The organism is Bacillus sp. PS95, from assembly GCF_037963565.1.
Lineage (GTDB): Bacteria > Bacillota > Bacilli > Bacillales > Bacillaceae > Bacillus > Bacillus subtilis.
Window position 1 is genome coordinate 372,473 of the sequence record NZ_CP150160.1, and the last position, 19,747, is coordinate 392,219.

At 46.3% G+C, this 19,747-nt stretch carries 12 protein-coding genes; 6 read left to right on the forward strand and 6 right to left on the reverse strand.

The features are described from left to right. Positions 1-3 precede the first annotated feature (3 nt). On the reverse strand, positions 4-867 hold the full coding sequence (locus NSQ12_RS02040; RefSeq protein WP_160243146.1) for a transporter substrate-binding domain-containing protein: 864 nt from the start codon (positions 865-867) through the stop codon (positions 4-6). A gap of 160 nt (positions 868-1,027) precedes the next feature. On the opposite strand from NSQ12_RS02040, the gene NSQ12_RS02045 reads away from it, so the two are divergent. From NSQ12_RS02045 to bglC, 4 genes are all read left to right on the forward strand, one after another. Beyond that, entirely contained in the window at positions 1,028-1,225 is a 198-nt protein-coding gene (locus NSQ12_RS02045; RefSeq protein ID WP_160243144.1) for a hypothetical protein, read from the forward strand. 18 nt (positions 1,226-1,243) lie between these two features. Further along, on the forward strand, positions 1,244-1,699 hold the full coding sequence (locus NSQ12_RS02050) for an RDD family protein (RefSeq protein WP_160243142.1): 456 nt from the start codon (positions 1,244-1,246) through the stop codon (positions 1,697-1,699). An 81-nt stretch (positions 1,700-1,780) separates the two neighbouring features. Next, positions 1,781-2,113, forward strand: a complete 333-nt coding sequence (locus NSQ12_RS02055) for a YckD family protein (RefSeq protein ID WP_015252849.1) — start codon at positions 1,781-1,783, stop codon at positions 2,111-2,113. Positions 2,114-2,266: 153 nt separating this feature from the next. Beyond that, the gene (bglC, locus tag NSQ12_RS02060) at positions 2,267-3,700 is read left to right on the forward strand and encodes a 6-phospho-beta-glucosidase (RefSeq protein ID WP_029317189.1); all 1,434 of its coding nucleotides are present in this window, start codon (positions 2,267-2,269) and stop codon (positions 3,698-3,700) included. A gap of 36 nt (positions 3,701-3,736) precedes the next feature. Here bglC and nin read toward each other — a convergent pair whose 3' ends face one another. The 5 genes from nin to hxlA all read right to left on the reverse strand — a co-directional run bounded on the left by nin (position 3,737) and on the right by hxlA (position 7,806). Continuing rightward, a complete protein-coding gene (gene nin / locus NSQ12_RS02065; protein WP_029317188.1) occupies positions 3,737-4,135 on the reverse strand; it encodes a DNA-entry nuclease inhibitor in 399 nt (132 codons plus the stop codon). Positions 4,136-4,161: 26 nt separating this feature from the next. Next, on the reverse strand, positions 4,162-4,611 hold the full coding sequence (nucA, locus tag NSQ12_RS02070) for a DNA-entry nuclease (protein WP_014475770.1): 450 nt from the start codon (positions 4,609-4,611) through the stop codon (positions 4,162-4,164). Positions 4,612-4,778: 167 nt separating this feature from the next. Then, on the reverse strand, positions 4,779-6,500 hold the full coding sequence (gene tlpC, locus NSQ12_RS02075; protein ID WP_160243140.1) for a methyl-accepting chemotaxis protein TlpC: 1,722 nt from the start codon (positions 6,498-6,500) through the stop codon (positions 4,779-4,781). Positions 6,501-6,610: 110 nt separating this feature from the next. Continuing rightward, complete coding sequence (hxlB, locus tag NSQ12_RS02080) at positions 6,611-7,168, reverse strand: 6-phospho-3-hexuloisomerase (RefSeq protein WP_339175779.1); 558 nt, start codon at positions 7,166-7,168, stop codon at positions 6,611-6,613. 5 nt (positions 7,169-7,173) lie between these two features. Continuing rightward, entirely contained in the window at positions 7,174-7,806 is a 633-nt protein-coding gene (hxlA, locus tag NSQ12_RS02085) for a 3-hexulose-6-phosphate synthase (protein ID WP_032724921.1), read from the reverse strand. 231 nt (positions 7,807-8,037) lie between these two features. Between hxlA and hxlR the strand changes: the two genes are divergently transcribed. Next, on the forward strand, positions 8,038-8,400 hold the full coding sequence (gene hxlR / locus NSQ12_RS02090) for a transcriptional activator HxlR (RefSeq protein ID WP_003246265.1): 363 nt from the start codon (positions 8,038-8,040) through the stop codon (positions 8,398-8,400). A 573-nt stretch (positions 8,401-8,973) separates the two neighbouring features. Beyond that, positions 8,974-19,737, forward strand: a complete 10,764-nt coding sequence (gene srfAA / locus NSQ12_RS02095; protein ID WP_339175781.1) for a surfactin non-ribosomal peptide synthetase SrfAA — start codon at positions 8,974-8,976, stop codon at positions 19,735-19,737. The last annotated feature ends 10 nt before the right edge of the window (positions 19,738-19,747 follow it).

Here is a 19,747-nt window from a genome sequence, read left to right on the forward strand (position 1 = left end):
CGATTACAAATCAACGTCCTGAACGTCGGCATCAATTTTTTTTGATACATCTGCTTTATTGAAGAATTGTTTCGACAGTTTAGTCAAAGAGCCATCCTTGCTCATCTCTTTCAATGCTTCGTTCATCTTTTTCTGAAGTGCCGCATTGCTTTTTTTCATGACAAGGGCCTGTTTGTTCGGCATGTACTTGATGTCAGGATGAATTGTTATGTTGAGATCCGGGAATGCCGCGAGCGCAAGTGTCTGCAGGTAATAGTCGTTTAAAATGACGTCAGTGCGTCCGTTGGCAACATCTTTTAAATATTGCTCATTCGTCGCATTATCATAAATCACTTCTTTGGCGCCGTATTTTCTCGCGACCTCCATGTAGACGGTTGTAGCCGCGCCAGCCGCTTTCTTCCCTTTTAAATCCTTGAGCGTTTTAATCCCTGATAAATCGTCTTTTCGGACAATTGCCGTGCCGTATGAATATTTATATGGAGTGGAAAATGCGAACTTCTTCTCGCGGTCCTTCGTCACATCGATGTCATTTGCGGCTGCGTCAACCTGTCCGCTGTTCACCGCTGTCAGCATCCCGTCAATGCCCATCTCCTTGAACTCAACCTTCAGCCCCAATCGTTTTGCCGCTTCACGAACGACTTCAACCTCGTAGCCCGTCAGCTTATCGGAGCCAGAGTCGGTATCATGATAAGAAGTGGGATAAAGCGTACCTGATGTAGCGACTACGATTTTCCCTTTGTCCTTGATTTGCTCCCAGCCTGTATCCTTGGAATCGGCTTCATTTTTGCTGGAACAGGCTGCCAATATAAGAAAGAAAGCCATTGTGAAACTGAATATAACGGCTTTGGAATGCATGAATGATTTCACCTATAGTTCCCCCAATCTGTTAATCAACTAAAAAGATAGCATTGAACATAAGGGGTTGCAATATGTTGATCGCGTTTTCAAAAAGTTCGAATTGTGTATACAAAAGGCATAGTGGGTGTTTAATAGCGGCTATGAAGGGAATTGGTGATGAACAAAGGAGTTGTCCAAGGATGAATGCCAGACGTACCAAGGAAACGCATTTGAAAGTGAAGGATGCAGCAGACCCGTCACTCATCTATGCCAATACCGGAAGAAATGGTCAAGAGGCATGAAACCGATCTTCAGAATAAATTTAAGTCTTGCTGATGCCCCTAAGGCATATGATATATCCGATGAGAAAGAAAATGGAAACATTTAAACCATAATGGGGAGTCAAATGAATATTTACAAACCAGCCGGATTTTGGATCAGACTTGGAGCTGCATTGTTAGACTACATTATAGTCTCCGTGCCGCTTTTGCTGATCTATTGGCTGATTACAGGAAAAGACCCAAACGACAGCATGTTCATCAGTTTGGTTGTTCTGCTGTATTCTATTTTGCTGCCGGTGTTTTGGCGCGGTTATCTTATCGAAAAAAGGATCTGCGGAATCAGAATCGTAAAAAAAGACGGATCACAGGTCAGTCTGTTAACAATGTTTTTACGGGTTATTGTAGCCGGCCTGGTTTACTGTATAACCTTCGGACTCGGCTTGATCGCCAGCCTGATTCTGATTGCCGTACGAGAAGACAAACGGACCCTGCATGATTTAATCGCGGGAACGTATGTCACTTATGCGACGCCAGGTGAAGAAGAACTTAATGCTGACGAAGAGATTAGAAAGAGCGAATAATGGTTCGCTCTTTTTATTTTTATGCATAAAAAATACAAGGCAGCAAAACATATGAAAAATAGGATTGGAGGAATAAACTGGATGAAACGAATAACCATCAACATCATCACAATGTTCATTGCAGCGGCTGTCATTTCTCTGACCGGTACAGCTGAGGCCGCTGAAAAACAGCAGCAGCCTCCCGCAAATGTTACACTGACAGATCAGCAAAAGAAAGAGATTGAACAACTGGAAGCAGAGATTCTTAAAAAGCGCAAAGACGTGATCTCAAAGTATGTACAATACGGTATCCTGCCTAAAGAAAGAGGAGAACACATCAAAAATCACTTGGACAAACACTTTGAAATGATGAAACAAAACGGCTTTGTTCCAAAGCACCATCCTCATCCGCATAAATTTGAAAAAAGACATTAAGATGGAAAGCATCCAATTGGAATTGGGTGCTTTTGCGTTATTTACAGGTAGGCAATATTAGCTGAGCTGTTCCGCGACTAACATCGAGTTGATCTGAAACGCGTTTCATAGCCTATGATAGGTTTATCAAATAATTCAGGAGTGATAAACACTATGATCCACCAGCATCCAGAATCTTTTCCGAAACATTTTTTGTGGGGCTCTGCTTCTGCCGCGTACCAGATTGAAGGCGCTTGGAATGAAGATGGCAAAGGCCCTTCTGTTTGGGATGTGTTTACGAAAATACCGGGCAAAACGTTTAAAGGAACCAATGGCGAGATTGCGGTTGACCATTATCACCGATTTAAAGAAGATGTCGCTCTGATGGCTGAGATGGGGTTAAAAGCATATCGATTTTCCGTCAGCTGGCCACGGGTTTTTCCAAAAGGAAAAGGAGAGATCAATGAAGCAGGTCTAGCGTTTTACGATAGTCTGATTGATGAATTGCTTTCTCATCACATCGAGCCGGTTCTGACTTTATATCACTGGGATTTGCCTCAAGCGCTTATGGACGAATACGGCGGGTTTGAATCCAGAAACATCATAGAAGATTTTAATCACTACTGTATTACTCTTTATAAACGTTTTGGAGACAGGGTGAAATATTGGGTTACGTTAAACGAACAGAACTACAATTTTAATCACGGATTTATTACAGCCATGCATCCGCCTGGAGTGAAAGACAGAAAACGATTTTACGAAGCAAATCATATTGCGTTTCTGGCTAATGCAAAAGCCATCGAATCATTTAGAGAATATGTGCCTGAAGGCAAAATAGGTCCTAGCTTTGCTTATTCTCCGGCTTACCCTTTATCAAGCCATCCAGAGGATATACTGGCATTTGAAAACGCCGAAGAATTTATGAACAATTGGTGGCTTGACATGTATTGCTGGGGAACCTACCCGCAAATTCCATTCCGCTACTTGGACAAACAGGGATGGGCGCCGACAATCGAAGCAGGAGATATGGAGCTGCTTGCCAAAGGGAAGCCTGATTTTGTAGGTGTCAATTATTATCAGACGATCACCTATGAACGAAATCCGCTTGATGGTGTGTCAGAAGGGAAAATGAATACGACAGGCCAAAAGGGAACCAATCAGGAGACGGGGATACCCGGAGTGTTCAAAACGAAAAAAAATCCGCATCTGACAACGAGCAACTGGGATTGGACAATTGACCCAATTGGGCTGCGTATCGGTCTTCGCCGAATTACAAGCCGCTATCAGCTTCCAGTGTTTATAACAGAGAACGGTTTGGGTGAATTTGATAAAGTTGAGGACGGCACTGTACAGGATGATTATCGAATTGATTATTTGCGTTCGCATCTTGAGCAATGCAGACAAGCCATCAGTGACGGTGTCGATTTAATCGGCTATTGCAGCTGGTCGTTTACTGATCTGTTAAGCTGGCTGAACGGCTACCAAAAAAGATACGGATTTGTATATGTCAATCGTGATGAAGAAAGCACATCCGATTTAAAACGCTTGAAGAAAAAAAGCTTTTATTGGTATCAAGATGTCATCAAGACAAACGGAGAAAGTTTATAAAGAGTCCCTGAGAGTTATTCTCTCAGGGGTTTTTCATTACACAGAAACAGCATCAATAATATAAGTGTCGGCGTGCAAATCTGACATTTCAGCCAGCACAGTCCAGCATGTCAATTGATAGTCTCCTTTAGGCAGATCAAAGGACAGTCTTTTAGACATGATGCTTTCAATATGAATTCCGTTTTCTGTGACATGAAAAGGAACAGTCACTTTTTTTTCGTAGGAGCTTACTGTTTCTGAACTGTTCAGGCGCAAAAGAATAAAGGCCTTTGTATTTCGCTGTGCCTCAAAGGAAATGGCTCCGTCTGCCGCAGCATATCCTTTTTCAATCGCTTCGTCAGTCCAATCCATTACAGGAGGTGTAGAATCCTTTTGAAATACAGTAAATTGATGATATGAAATCGAAAGTTCTTGCGGCTTCCATGATTTGATCAATGTGCTGTTCCTCCTCTATGTACTGTTTACTGAATTGTGAATAAAACCTTTGTGCCGTCTGGGTAATCGGTAAGCTGATGCCCGACCCAAGAGCCTGCTCCGCGGTTGTCAGCGGGAGAAATGTATTCTACAGAAGCTCCCTCACCGCCTTCTTTGCACATGGCCATTGGCCATTCATCTCTGTCATACCCCTTTTTGGAAGGTACGTCCTTTAATGATTGCTCGCGGCGTTCCTCAGCTCCGTCTCTGTCAATAGTGCACACCTCTGAGTGTCCCTCATTTATCGCATCCTTAATATGCTTGGCAGTTTCGGGATACCGGTCAGATGGGAAGGCGATTGTTTCATCATATTCTTTCGTTTGAGACGTTTTTTGATCAGCTGAGAAAAAGTCTCCTTTTATCAGGCCGACAGCTGCAGCTGCTATGATGACGATGACGAGAAGTATCGTTTTTATGATGTCCGTCGTGATGTTCACCTCCCGCTTTTAAAACTGACACAAGAGTAATCCAGAAAGCATTTGGTGTAAAGGTTTAAATTTTATGTTTTACGATCAGTTTATTGCAGAAATCGTAATTTTAGCAGATCGAAATATTTGTTTTCATCAAAATACGATTGCCAATTTACAATAATGATAGTAAGTCATCAGCCGTTTTCGGCTTGATTAATCATTTTAAATTGGCTTATGATACCGGTAAGCTCCTCAGCTAATTGAGAAAGTGTTTCAGAAGCTGCGGTAATCTCCTCCATTGCAGCAAATTGCTCCTCTGTTAATGCAGCCGCTTGCCGGGTATTTTTAGTAGATTCTTTAATGTCGGCCGTATTGGCTGCAAAGGAATCATTTATTTGATGTGCACTGGCTGAAATGTTTGTTACAGATGCTGATAAATCACTAATCTCGGCGCTGATTTCACCTGTTGCAGCTGCAATTTCCTTAAATGCATCTCTGGTGCGCTGGATCATGGTGACTCCTTCTGCAGCTTCTGTTTTCACATGCTCAACAGATCTTGCAGACCGGTTCATATCCTTTTGTATTTCTATGATCAGTTTTGAAATCTGCCCCGCAGACTGTTGAGACTCTTCTGCTAATTTTCGTACTTCATCAGCAACAACAGCAAAGCCTTTTCCTTGTTCACCGGCTCTGGCAGCTTCAATCGCTGCATTCAGCGCAAGCAGGTTTGTCTGATCGGCAATTTGGGTGATGACCGATAAAATTTGCTCAATTTGTTTAGAGCGGCCGTCTAACTGGTGTATGATTTCTCCGCTTTTCTGAATTGACTGGTGAATCGCATCCATTTGCGCCTGTACATTTGCAATTTCCTTTTGTCCAATGTCTGCTTTTGATTGAGCGAGCTGCCCTTTGTCAGAGATAGCGGCAGTATTTGCAGAAATATCCCGGATGTCTGCTGAAGCTTGTTTTAATGAGCTTTCACTGTTTTCAATTCGGGTGATCTGATCTTGGGCTCCATTTGCAATCTGCTGTACAGCTTCTGTGATTTTTTCTGAAGCTTGATTTGTTTCCTCTGCTCCGGCTGAGAGCTGCTGAGAGGCTGACGCAAGCTGAAGGGCTGATTGTTGTACGGTTTGTATGGTATCGTTCAGCTTCATTCTCATCTTATTATAATAGACGCTTAGTTCTGAAAGCTCGTCACCGGTTTTGTCTGACACCTCTATTGTCATATCTCCGTTTCCGGCACTTTCAAAGGCGCTTTTTAAAGCGTTCAGCCGCTTGTTGATTTTTCTGGTGAAAACCAAGACAAGGATGACTGATACCATAATGACGATAACAAGAACGATAGCGAATTGAGTGAAAAGTGATTGTGTAAGTGATGCTAAAATACTTTGATTAGCTCCGGTATACAGCATGCCGATGATGTTCCCATTTTGATCTTTTAACGGCATGTATGCAGTCTGATAAGAAGAACCTGCTACATCTGCTTGTCCGTAAAAACGCTTTCCTTTCTTTAAAACAGCGGCAATAACTTCAGAAGAAGCCTGGGTGCCGACGGCTCTTTCGCCATTCTTCATGACATTGGTTGCAACACGAGTATCGCCTTGGAAAATGGTAATGGTATCACCTGTCTTTTCACCAAGCAGATCAACAATATCTTCATTTCCATTGATTTGTGTTTGCCCTTTATAGAGCTTATTGTTTTTCACCTGCCAGTCGCCTGACATGACATCATCAATATAAGTGCTGCTTAAAGCGAGATCACCTTTCGCTTTTTCAGTTGCCATTTGTTTCATGCTTTCTGTAATTTCCTTAAGCATCACAGTGCCAACTGATGCCGAAAACAAAAGAATCACCACGAAAACGAGGCAAAGAATTTTAGTTCCTAGCTTCATCTTAAATCGTTTTATCAACATAATTCCTCCCTTTACGATTTGCAGGTCATATTACTTATCGGGTTTTTGGGTTTAAAGTTTTATTTTAGAAAAAATAAAACCGGCCTGATCTTCAGGCCGGTTGTGTGATGCTATTCAAGGTTTGCGTGGTGAGTGAACATAGTTTCAGAATCGAGACCTTTTTTCTCCATGAGTTTTAAAATCACTGCATCATAGAAGAGCAGCAAAGTTTGTTCAAATAATGATCCCATTGGCTGAATGGTTTTATAGCTTCCGTTTGACTGGTCTTTAGGAGAACCAGGCATTCTGATGATGAGGTCCGCTTGTTTTCCGATGCTTGATTCCGGATTGATGGTTAAAGCGGCAACAATTCCGTGTAAGCTTTTTGCTTTTGCTGCGGTATCAATCAAGCTCTTTGTCTCGCCTGATCCTGAGCCGATAATAACTAGATCTCCTTCGGCGAGCGGCGGAGTGAGAATCTCACCTACTATATGGGCATTGAAGCCCATGTGCATCAATCTCATCGCGAAGGATTTTGCCATCAGCCCAGACCGCCCCGCACCCGCAGTGAAAATTTGGTGGGATGAAAGAATGTGATCGGCAAGCTGGTCAGCCTCTTCATTAGAAATATAAGCTGCTGAACGGTGTAACTCATTGAGAATTTCCGCTACGTATTCAGTCGTTTTCATCGGAGTTATCCTTGGACAATCAGCTGCTTCATTTTTGAAGCTGTTTCCGCCTTATCAGCTGCGCTTGTAATTCCGCCTCCGACAATGACAAGGTCAGGCTTTTGCTGGATCACTTCTGGTAGTGTATCAAGTTTGATGCCGCCCGCGATTGCGGTTTTTGCGTTTTTTACGGTGTTTTTGATTGTCGTTAATTCTTCGAAAGAGTTCTTGCCCTCTGCTTGAAGATCATAGCCAGTGTGGACGCAGATGTAGTCAACACCGAGTGCGTCAATTTCTTGCGCACGGGACTCGATATCTTTCACGTTAATCATGTCCACTAAGATTTTCTTCTTTTGTTTTTTGGCTTCTTCTACTGCGCCTTTAATCGTTGCGTCGTCTGTAGCTCCTAAAACGGTGATGATGTCAGCGCCTGCTTCCGACGCTTTCATAATTTCGTAGCCTCCGGCATCCATGATTTTCAGGTCTGCAAGAACCTTCAATTGAGGAAATGCTTCTTTTATTTCTTTAACGGCTCTTAGGCCTTCATTAATGACGACCGGTGTTCCGATTTCAACTACGTCGATGTATTGTTCTACCTCTTTGACGAGCTCAATGGCTTCCGGGATGTTGACGAGGTCTAATGCAAGCTGTAATTCCATTGTTGATCCACTCCCTTTTTCGAATTATTTTTCATTCTATAGGTTCTCTTATTTGATGAGAAGTAGGCACTTTGAAGTCAACAAGTTACTTGGAGGATACTGTGAGGAGAGACAATCAGATTTCTTTCGCTTGATTTTATGAGTGAGTATAATGAAAAAAGAGTCTGCAAAAAAGTAAGTAAGTGATGATACGTATCTAACATACAAAAAGGTTACTAAGGGGGGATTCTATTGAGCCGGATGGACGACAAAAGGTTTAATTGTGAGAAGGAATTAACGCTTGCAGTGATTGGCGGTAAATGGAAAATGCTCATTTTATGGCATTTAGGAAAAGAAGGCACAAAACGGTTCAATGAATTAAAAACATTGATTCCTGATATTACGCAGAAGATCCTCGTGAATCAGCTGAGAGAGCTTGAGCAGGATATGATTGTTCACAGGGAAGTGTATCCAGTTGTCCCGCCGAAGGTTGAATATTCTCTGACCCCGCACGGAGAAAGCCTCATGCCTATTCTTGAAGCCATGTATGAGTGGGGGAAAGGTTATATGGAATTGATTGATATCGACAAAAATGTCATGAAAGAATCGTTGTAAGACGCTCTTCGCAAGGGTGTCTTTTTTTTGCCTTTTTTTCGGTTTTTGCGCGGTACACATAGTCATGTAAAGATTGTAAATTGCATTCAGCAATAAAAAAAGATTGAACGCAGCAGTTTGGTTTAAAAATTTTTATTTTTCTGTAAATAATGTTTAGTGGAAATGATTGCGGCATCCCGCAAAAATATCCCTGTAAATAAACTGGAATCTTTCGGCATCCCGCATGAAACTTTTCACCCATTTTTCGGTGATAAAAACATTTTTTTCATTTAAAGTAAACGGTAGAAAGATAAAAAATATTGAAAACAATGAATAAATAGCCAAAATTGGTTTCTTATTAGGGTGGGGTCTTGCGGTCTTTATCCGCTTATGTTAAACGCCGCAATGCTGACTGACGGCAGCCTGCTTTAATAGCGGCCATCTGTTTTTTGATTGGAAGCACTGCTTTTTAAGTGTAGTACTTTGGGCTATTTCGGCTGTTAGTTCATAAGAATTAAAAGCTGATATGGATAAGAAAGAGAAAATGCGTTGCACATGTTCACTGCTTATAAAGATTAGGGGAGGTATGACAATATGGAAATAACTTTTTATCCTTTAACGGATGCACAAAAACGAATTTGGTACACAGAAAAATTTTATCCTCACACGAGCATTTCAAATCTTGCGGGGATTGGTAAGCTGGTTTCAGCTGATGCGATTGATTATGTGCTTGTTGAGCAGGCGATTCAAGAGTTTATTCGCAGAAATGACGCCATGCGCCTTCGGTTGCGGCTAGATGAAAACGGGGAGCCTGTACAATATATTAGCGAGTATCGGCCTGTTGATATAAAACATACTGACACTACTGAAGATCCGAATGCGATAGAGTTTATTTCACAATGGAGCCGGGAGGAAACGAAAAAACCTTTGCCGTTGTACGATTGTGATTTATTCCGTTTTTCCTTGTTCACCATAAAGGAAAATGAAGTATGGTTTTACGCAAATGTTCATCACGTGATTTCTGATGGTATCTCCATGAATATTCTCGGGAATGCGATCATGCACATTTATTTAGAATTAGCCAGCGGCTCAGAGGCAAAAGAAGGAATCTCGCATTCATTTATCGATCATGTTTTATCTGAACAGGACTATGCTCAATCGAAGCGGTTTGAAAAGGACAAGGCGTTTTGGAACAAACAATTTGAATCGGTGCCTGAACTTGTTTCCTTGAAACGGAATGCATCCGCAGGGGGAAGTTTAGATGCTGAGAGGTTCTCTAAAGATGTGCCTGAAGCGCTACATCAGCAGATTCTGTCGTTTTGTGAGGCGAATAAAGTCAGTGTTCTTTCGGTATTTCAATCGTTGCTCGCCGCCTATTTGTACAGGGTCAGCGGCCAAAATGATGTTGTGACGGGAACCTTTATGGGCAACCGGACAAATGCGAAAGAGAAGCAGATGCTTGGCATGTTTGTTTCTACGGTTCCGCTTCGGACAAACATTGACGGCGGGCAGGCGTTTTTAGAATTTGTCAAAGACCGGATGAAGGATCTCATGAAGACACTCCGCCACCAAAAGTACCCGTATAATCTCCTGATCAACGATTTGCGTGAAACAAAGAGCTCTCTGACCAAGCTGTTTACTGTTTCTCTTGAATATCAGGTGATGCAGTGGCAAAAAGAAGAGGACCTTGCCTTTTTGACTGAGCCGATTTTCAGCGGCAGCGGATTAAATGATGTCTCGATCCATGTGAAGGATCGATGGGATACTGGGAAACTCACCATAGATTTTGATTACCGCACTGATTTATTTTCACGTGAAGAAATCAACATGATTTGTGAGCGCATGATTACAATGCTGGAGAACGCGTTAACGCATCCAGAACATACAATTGATGAATTAACGATGATTTCTGATGCGGAGAAAGAGAAGCTGCTTGCGAGGGCGGGCGGTAAATCTGTGAGCTACCGTAAGGACATGACGATCCCGGAACTGTTCCAAGAAAAGGCTGAGCAGCTTTCAGATCATCCAGCGGTTGTATTCGAAGATCGTACATTGTCCTATCGAACGTTACATGAGCAATCTGCACGCATCGCCAATGTGCTGAAACAGAAAGGGGTTGGCCCGGACAGTCCTGTCGCGGTTTTGATTGAACGTTCTGAACGGATGATTACAGCTATCATGGGAATTTTAAAAGCCGGCGGAGCCTATGTGCCGATTGATCCGGGTTTTCCTGCAGAGCGGATTCAATATATTTTGGAGGACTGCGGGGCGGACTTCATCCTGACTGAATCGAAGGTTGCAGCGCCTGAAGCCGATGCTGAGCTGATTGACTTAGATCAGGCAATTGCGGAAGGTGCAGACGATATGACGGAGGCTGATGTAAACGCGCGGAATCTTGCCTACATTATTTACACATCGGGAACAACCGGACGTCCGAAAGGCGTTATGATCGAGCATCGCCAGGTTCATCATTTGGTTGAATCTCTGCAGCAGACGATTTACCAAAGCGGCAGCCAAACCCTGCGGATGGCATTGCTTGCGCCGTTCCACTTTGATGCGTCAGTGAAGCAGATCTTCGCGTCGCTTCTTTTGGGACAAACCCTTTATATCGTACCGAAGAAAACAGTGACGAACGGGACCGCCCTTGCTACATATTATCGGAGAAACAGCATTGAGGCGACGGATGGAACACCGGCTCATTTGCAAATGCTGGCAGCAGCGGGCGATTTTGAAGGCCTAAAACTGAAGCACATGCTGATCGGAGGAGAAGGCCTGTCATCTGTTGTTGCGGACAAGCTGCTGAAGCTGTTTAAAGAAGCCGGCACAGCGCCGCGTTTGACTAATGTGTACGGGCCGACTGAAACGTGCGTTGACGCGTCTGTTCATCCGGTTATCCCTGAGAATGCAGTTCAATCAGCGTATGTGCCGATCGGGAAAGCGCTGGGGAATAACCGCTTATATATTTTGGATCAAAAAGGCCGGCTGCAGCCTGAAGGCGTGGCGGGTGAGCTTTATATCGCGGGAGACGGTGTGGGCCGAGGCTATTTGCATTTGCCTGAATTAACGGAAGAGAAGTTTTTACAAGATCCATTCGTGCCGGGCGATCGCATGTACCGGACCGGGGACGTGGTGCGCTGGCTTCCAGATGGAACAATCGAATATTTAGGCAGAGAGGATGACCAGGTCAAAGTCCGCGGATACCGGATTGAGCTTGGGGAAATTGAAGCCGTGATTCAGCAGGCGCCAGACGTTGCAAAAGCCGTTGTTTTGGCACGCCCTGACGAACAGGGAAATCTTGAGGTTTGCGCATATGTTGTGCAGAAGCCTGGAAGCGAATTTGCGCCAGCCGGCTTAAGGGAGCATGCGGCCAGACAGCTTCCTGACTATATGGTGCCGGCTTACTTTACAGAAGTGACAGAAATTCCGCTTACGCCAAGCGGCAAAGTCGACCGCCGCAAGCTGTTTGCGCTAGAGGTGAAGGCTGTCAGCGGCACTGCCTATACAGCGCCGCGAAATGAGACTGAAAAAGCAATCGCAGCCATTTGGCAGGACGTGCTGAACGTGGAGAAGGCGGGGGTCTTTGACAATTTCTTTGAAACGGGCGGGCATTCATTGAAGGCCATGACCCTTTTAACAAAGATTCATAAGGAAGCAGGCGTCGAGATTCCGCTTCAATATTTGTTTGAGCATCCGACGATTGCGGCTCTTGCAGAGGAAGCTGATCACAGAGAAAGCAAAGCTTTTGCGGTGATTGAACCTGCTGAAAAACAGGAGCATTATCCGCTTTCATTGGCACAGCAGCGAACATATATCGTCAGCCAGTTCGAGGATGCGGGAGTCGGCTACAACATGCCGGCAGCAGCAATTCTGGAAGGGCCTTTAGATATTCAAAAGCTGGAGCGCGCATTTCAGGGGTTAATCCGACGCCACGAGTCATTGAGAACATCATTTGTTCTTGAAAACAGCACGCCGAGACAGAACATTCACGATAGCGTTGATTTCAACATCGAAATGATTGAAAGAGGCGGCCGCTCAGATGAGGCAATTATGGCTTCATTCGTTCGGAAATTTGATTTAGCGAAAGCTCCGCTGTTCAGAATCGGTTTGCTGGGGCTTGAAGAGAACCGTCATATGCTGCTGTTTGACATGCACCATTTGATTTCTGATGGTGTATCCATTGGCATTATGCTGGAGGAGTTAGCACGCATTTATAAAGGCGAACAGCTTCCTGAACTTCGTCTCCAGTATAAGGACTACGCTGTATGGCAAAGCAGACAGGCTGCTGAAGGGTACAAGAAGGACCAGGCTTATTGGAAGGAAGTCTTTGCAGGCGAGATCCCGGTGCTTCAGCTTCTGTCCGATTACCCAAGACCGCCTGTTCAAAGCTTTGAAGGGGATCGGGTGTCAATCAAGCTGGATGCGGGGGTAAAGGATCGCCTCAATCGTTTGGCTGAACAAAACGGCGCCACTTTATATATGGTGATGCTGTCCGCTTACTATACGCTTTTGTCAAAGTATACGGGGCAGGATGACATCATTGTCGGGACACCGTCAGCGGGCAGAAATCACTCCGATACAGAGGGCATTATCGGGATGTTCGTCAATACGCTTGCGATTCGCAGTGAGGTGAAGCAAGATGAGACGTTTACCCAATTGATCTCGCGTGTCCGCAAACGGGTGCTGAATGCCTTTTCTCATCAGGACTATCCGTTTGAGTGGCTTGTTGAAGATTTGAACATCCCGCGTGATGTTAGCAGGCATCCGCTGTTTGACACGATGTTCAGCCTTCAAAACGCGACAGAGGGCATTCCGGCTGTCGGCGATCTTTCCTTGTCTGTTCAAGAGACCAATTTCAAGATTGCCAAATTTGATTTGACGGTGCAGGCGAGAGAAACCGATGAAGGCATTGAGATTGATGTGGATTACAGCACAAAGCTGTTTAAACAAAGCACGGCAGACAGGCTGCTTACGCATTTTGCGCGTTTGCTTGAAGATGCTGCGGCTGATCCGGAGAAGCCGATTTCCGAGTATAAGCTTCTTTCTGAAGAGGAGGCTGCTTCGCAAATTCAGCAGTTTAACCCTGGCAGAACACCTTATCCGAAAGACAAAACAATTGTTCAGCTGTTTGAGGAGCAAGCGGCGAATACGCCAGACCACACTGCGCTTCAATATGAAGGCGAATCACTCACTTATCGTGAACTGAATGAACGGGCCAATCGTTTAGCCCGCGGCATTCTTTCTCTTGGAGCTGGCGAAGGCAGAACAGCGGCTGTCTTATGCGAGCGGTCAATGGATATGATTGTGTCGATCTTGGCAGTATTAAAATCAGGTTCGGCTTATGTTCCGATCGATCCGGAACATCCGATTCAGCGGATGCAGCATTTCTTCCGTGACAGCGGAGCAAAGGTGCTTCTCACTCAGAGGAAATTAAAAGCTTTGGCGGAAGAAGCGGAATTTAAGGGCGTTTTCGTGCTAGCCGATGAGGAAGAAAGCTATCATGCCGATGCGCGCAATCTCGCACTGCCTCTTGATTCTGAAGCAATGGCCAACCTGACGTATACCTCTGGAACGACTGGAACACCTAAGGGGAATATCGTGACACATGCCAATATTCTCCGCACGGTGAAGGAAACGAATTATCTCAGCATTACAGAACAGGATACGATTCTCGGTCTTTCCAATTACGTGTTTGACGCGTTTATGTTCGATATGTTCGGATCTTTGTTAAACGGAGCCAAGCTGGTGCTGATACCGAAGGAAACCGTTTTGGACATGGCTCGCCTGTCCCGCGTCATTGAACGGGAGAACATCAGCATTCTCATGATTACAACCGCTTTGTTCCACTTGCTTGTGGACTTGAATCCGGCATGCTTGTCAACGCTTCGCAAGATTATGTTTGGCGGGGAACGGGCTTCGGTTGAGCATGTCAGAAAAGCTTTGCAAACGGTTGGAAAGGGCAAGCTCCTTCACATGTATGGACCGTCTGAAAGCACGGTTTTCGCGACGTATCATCCGGTTGATGAATTGGAGGAGCACACGCTGTCTGTTCCGATTGGAAAACCGGTTAGCAATACGGAAGTATACATTCTTGACCGTACGGGACACGTGCAGCCTGCCGGGATTGCCGGAGAGCTTTGCGTCAGCGGCGAAGGTCTCGTGAAAGGCTATTACAACCGTCCAGAACTGACTGAGGAGAAATTTGTTCCCCATCCGTTTACATCCGGCGAACGCATGTATAAAACGGGAGACCTTGCGAGATGGCTGCCGAATGGCGACATCGAATTTATCGGGCGAATCGACCATCAGGTGAAGATTCGCGGACAGCGCATCGAGCTTGGAGAAATCGAACATCAGCTGCAAACCCATGATCGTGTTCAGGAAAGTGTTGTGCTTGCCGTTGATCAAGGAGCGGGAGATAAACTGTTGTGTGCTTACTATGTCGGAGAGGGAGACATCTCATCACAAGAGATGAGAGAGCATGCTGCGAAGGACTTGCCGGCATATATGGTTCCTGCGGTGTTTATCCAAATGGACGAGCTGCCGCTGACAGGGAACGGAAAAATTGACCGGAGAGCGCTGCCGATTCCTGATGCCAACGTTTCAAGAGGTGTTTCATATGTTGCGCCACGCAATGGAACGGAACAAAAAGTCGCGGACATTTGGGCACAGGTACTTCAGGCAGAACAAGTCGGCGCTTATGACCACTTCTTTGACATTGGCGGACATTCATTAGCAGGCATGAAGATGCTTGCCTTGGTTCATCAGGAACTGGGCGTTGAGCTGTCACTCAAGGATCTCTTCCAGTCACCGACGGTTGAGGGCTTGGCACAGGTGATTGCCTCCGCTGAAAAAGGGACAGCCGCAAGTATCAGCCCGGCAGAGAAACAAGATACGTATCCTGTTTCTTCACCGCAAAAACGGATGTACGTGCTTCAGCAGCTTGAGGATGCGCAAACGAGCTATAACATGCCGGCGGTTCTGCGCCTGACAGGTGAGCTTGATGTTGAAAGGCTTAACAGCGTCATGCAGCAGTTAATGCAGCGTCATGAAGCCTTGAGAACCACGTTTGAAATAAAAGATGGAGAAACGGTGCAGCGGATCTGGGAAGAGGCTGAGTGCGAGATAGCCTATTTCGAAGCCCCGGAAGAAGAGACAGAGCGGATCGTTTCTGAGTTTATTAAGCCTTTCAAAATCGACCAACTTCCACTGTTCAGAATAGGGCTTATCAAGCATTCAGACACTGAGCATGTGCTGCTGTTCGATATGCATCATATTATTTCTGACGGTGCATCTGTCGGTGTGCTGATTGAGGAGCTTTCAAAGCTGTACGACGGAGAAACCCTTGAGCCGCTCCGTATTCAATATAAGGATTATGCCGTGTGGCAGAAGCAGTTCATTCAGTCTGAGCTTTACAAGAAGCAAGAAGAGCATTGGCTGAAGGAGCTGGACGGAGAGCTGCCGGTGCTGACGCTTCCGACTGATTACAGTCGGCCTGCCGTTCAAACATTTGAGGGAGACCGCATTGCATTTTCATTAGAAGCAGGCAAAGCTGATGCTCTGCGCAGGCTTGCAAAAGAAACGAATTCCACGCTTTACATGGTGCTTCTGGCTTCATACAGTGCGTTTTTATCAAAAATTAGCGGGCAAGACGATATCATCGTCGGTTCACCTGTGGCCGGACGATCTCAAGCGGACGTCAGCCGCGTCATCGGAATGTTCGTCAATACATTGGCGCTGCGCACGTATCCGAAGGGTGAAAAGACGTTTGCTGACTATCTTAACGAAGTGAAAGAAACGGCACTCAGCGCTTTTGATGCGCAGGATTACCCGCTTGAGGATTTGATCGGAAATGTTCAGGTTCAGCGTGACACAAGCAGAAATCCGTTATTCGATGCAGTTTTTTCAATGCAAAATGCGAATATAAAGGATTTAACAATGAAAGGGATTCAGCTTGAGCCGCATCCGTTTGAACGGAAAACAGCCAAGTTTGACCTCACGCTGACGGCTGACGAAACCGACGGAGGGCTTACATTCGTACTCGAATACAATACAGCTCTGTTTAAGCAGGAAACGATTGAACGATGGAAGCAATATTGGATGGAGCTTTTAGATGCTGTTACTGGGAACCCGAACCAGCCGCTTTCCAGCTTGTCACTGGTCACTGAAACAGAAAAACAAGCGCTTCTTGAGGCATGGAAGGGCAAAGCGCTGCCTGTGCCGACAGACAAAACGGTTCATCAGCTATTCGAAGAGACTGTCCAGCGCCACAAAGACCGCCCGGCTGTCACATACAACGGCCAGTCTTGGACGTACGGCGAGCTGAATGCGAAGGCGAACCGTCTCGCGCGGATTCTGATGGACTGCGGCATTAGCCCGGATGACCGCGTCGGCATTCTCACGAAGCCGTCGCTTGAAATGTCCGCCGCGGTGCTCGGCGTCTTGAAAGCCGGAGCGGCGTTTGTGCCGATTGATCCTGACTACCCGGATCAGCGGATTGAGTATATTTTACAGGACAGCGGCGCGAAGCTTCTCTTGAAACAGGAAGGGATTTCAGTGCCGGACAGCTTTACGGGAGATGTCATTCTTCTCGACGGAAGCCGCACGATTCTAAGCCTGCCGCTTGATGAAAACGACGAGGGAAATCCAGAAACCGCTGTAACCGCGGAGAACTTGGCGTACATGATTTACACGTCTGGAACGACCGGACAGCCGAAGGGTGTCATGGTTGAGCACCATGCGCTTGTGAACCTGTGCTTCTGGCACCACGACGCGTTCAGCATGACAGCGGAGGACCGCAGTGCGAAGTACGCGGGCTTTGGGTTCGACGCTTCCATTTGGGAGATGTTCCCGACCTGGACGATCGGTGCCGAGCTTCACGTCATTGATGAAGCGATCCGACTCGATATCGTCCGCCTGAACGATTACTTCGAAACGAACGGCGTAACGATCACGTTCCTGCCGACACAGCTTGCGGAACAGTTCATGGAGCTTGAGAACACATCACTTCGCGTATTGCTTACTGGAGGAGACAAGCTGAAGCGCGCAGTGAAAAAGCCGTACACACTCGTCAATAACTACGGGCCGACAGAGAATACGGTCGTTGCCACAAGCGCAGAAATCCATCCGGAGGAAGGCTCGCTTTCCATCGGAAGGGCCATTGCCAATACGAGAGTATACATTCTCGGCGAGGGCAATCAGGTGCAGCCGGAAGGCGTAGCCGGAGAGCTTTGCGTGGCGGGGCGCGGACTGGCACGCGGCTATCTGAATCGAGAAGACGAAACCGCGAAGCGGTTTGTCGCTGATCCGTTTGTGCCGGGTGAGCGCATGTACCGCACCGGCGATTTGGTGAAATGGACGGGCGGCGGCATCGAATACATCGGCCGGATCGACCAGCAGGTCAAGGTCCGCGGCTACCGGATCGAGCTCTCAGAAATTGAAGTCCAGCTCGCCCAGCTTTCTGAGGTGCAGGATGCGGCGGTGACAGCTGTCAAAGATAAAGGCGGCAACACAGCGATCGCGGCGTATGTCACACCGGAATCAGCTGACATAGAAGCACTGAAATCAGCACTGAAGGAAACCCTGCCGGATTACATGATCCCGGCGTTCTGGGTGACGCTGGACGAGCTTCCGGTTACGGCAAACGGCAAGGTGGACCGCAAAGCCTTGCCTGAGCCGGACATCGAAGCGGGAAGCGGAGAATACAAAGCGCCGACGACTGACATGGAAGAGCTGCTTGCCGGCATCTGGCAGGACGTGCTTGGAATACCTGAAGTCGGTGTCACCGACAATTTCTTCTCGCTTGGCGGAGATTCCATCAAAGGAATTCAAATGGCGAGCCGCTTGAATCAGCACGGCTGGAAGCTGGAAATGAAAGATCTCTTCCAGCATCCGACGATCGAGGAGCTTACCCAGTACGTAGAGCGTGCCGAAGGCAAACAGGCAGACCAAGGCCCGGTAGAGGGCGAAGTCATCCTGACGCCGATCCAGCGCTGGTTCTTTGAAAAGAACTTCACGAACAAGCACCACTGGAACCAGTCGGTGATGCTTCACGCCGCGAAGGGCTTTGACCCTGAACGGGTGGAGAAAACATTGCAGGCGCTGATCGAGCATCATGACGCGCTCCGTATGGTCTACCGTGAGGGACTGGAAGACGTCATTCAATACAACAGAGGTCTTGAAGCTGCTTCAGCTCAATTGGAGGTCATCCAGATTGAGGGCCAAGCTGCAGATTACGAAGACCGTATAGAGAGAGAAGCGGAGCGTTTGCAAAGCAGCATCGACTTGCAGGAAGGCGGCTTGTTAAAAGCAGGATTGTTCCAAGCGGAAGACGGAGACCACTTGCTTCTTGCCATTCACCACTTAGTGGTTGACGGCGTGTCGTGGCGGATTTTACTGGAGGATTTCGCCGCGGTATACACACAGCTTGAGCAAGGCAATGAACCGGTTCTCCCGCAGAAAACACATTCATTTGCAGAGTATGCAGAGAGATTGCAAGACTTCGCGAACTCCAAAGCCTTTTTGAAAGAAAAAGAGTATTGGAGACAGCTTGAAGAACAAGCTGTTGCGGCAAAGCTTCCGAAAGACCGCGAATCTGGTGATCAGCGAATGAAACATACAAAGACAATTGAATTCTCGCTGACTGCTGAAGAGACAGAACAGCTCACCACAAAGGTGCATGAGGCATATCACACAGAAATGAATGATATTTTGCTGACGGCATTCGGATTGGCAATGAAGGAGTGGACGGGTCAAGATCGAGTAAGTGTTCATTTAGAGGGGCATGGACGTGAAGAAATCATAGAAGACCTGACCATTTCTCGCACAGTCGGCTGGTTTACAAGTATGTACCCAATGGTGCTCGATATGAAGCATGCGGATGATCTGGGCTACCAGCTGAAGCAAATGAAAGAAGATATCAGACATGTGCCGAATAAGGGAGTCGGATACGGCATTCTGCGCTATCTGACGGCACCGGAACATAAAGAAGATGTGGCGTTCTCGATTCAGCCGGATGTCAGCTTCAACTATTTAGGTCAGTTTGACGAAATGTCGGATGCAGGTTTGTTTACGAGATCAGAGCTGCCATCAGGACAGTCATTAAGCCCTGAAACAGAAAAACCGAATGCGCTGGATGTTGTCGGATATATCGAAAACGGAAAACTGACGATGTCACTGGCCTATCATTCTCTTGAATTTCATGAAAAAACAGTACAAACATTCAGTGACAGCTTTAAAGCGCATCTTCTCAGAATCATTGAACATTGCCTATCTCAAGACGGTACGGAACTGACCCCGAGTGATCTTGGTGACGACGATTTGACGCTGGATGAGCTGGATAAATTAATGGAAATTTTCTAATAGAGGTGGC

Coding starts and splice junctions, on each gene's coding strand:
- NSQ12_RS02050 (WP_160243142.1), top strand. CDS start 1,244: ATGAATATTTACAAACCAGCCGGATTTTGGATCAGACTTGGAGCTGCA.
- NSQ12_RS02055 (WP_015252849.1), top strand. CDS start 1,781: ATGAAACGAATAACCATCAACATCATCACAATGTTCATTGCAGCGGCT.
- bglC (WP_029317189.1), top strand. CDS start 2,267: ATGATCCACCAGCATCCAGAATCTTTTCCGAAACATTTTTTGTGGGGC.
- tlpC (WP_160243140.1), bottom strand. CDS start 6,500: ATGTTGATAAAACGATTTAAGATGAAGCTAGGAACTAAAATTCTTTGC.
- hxlB (WP_339175779.1), bottom strand. CDS start 7,168: ATGAAAACGACTGAATACGTAGCGGAAATTCTCAATGAGTTACACCGT.
- hxlA (WP_032724921.1), bottom strand. CDS start 7,806: ATGGAATTACAGCTTGCATTAGACCTCGTCAACATCCCGGAAGCCATT.
- srfAA (WP_339175781.1), top strand. CDS start 8,974: ATGGAAATAACTTTTTATCCTTTAACGGATGCACAAAAACGAATTTGG.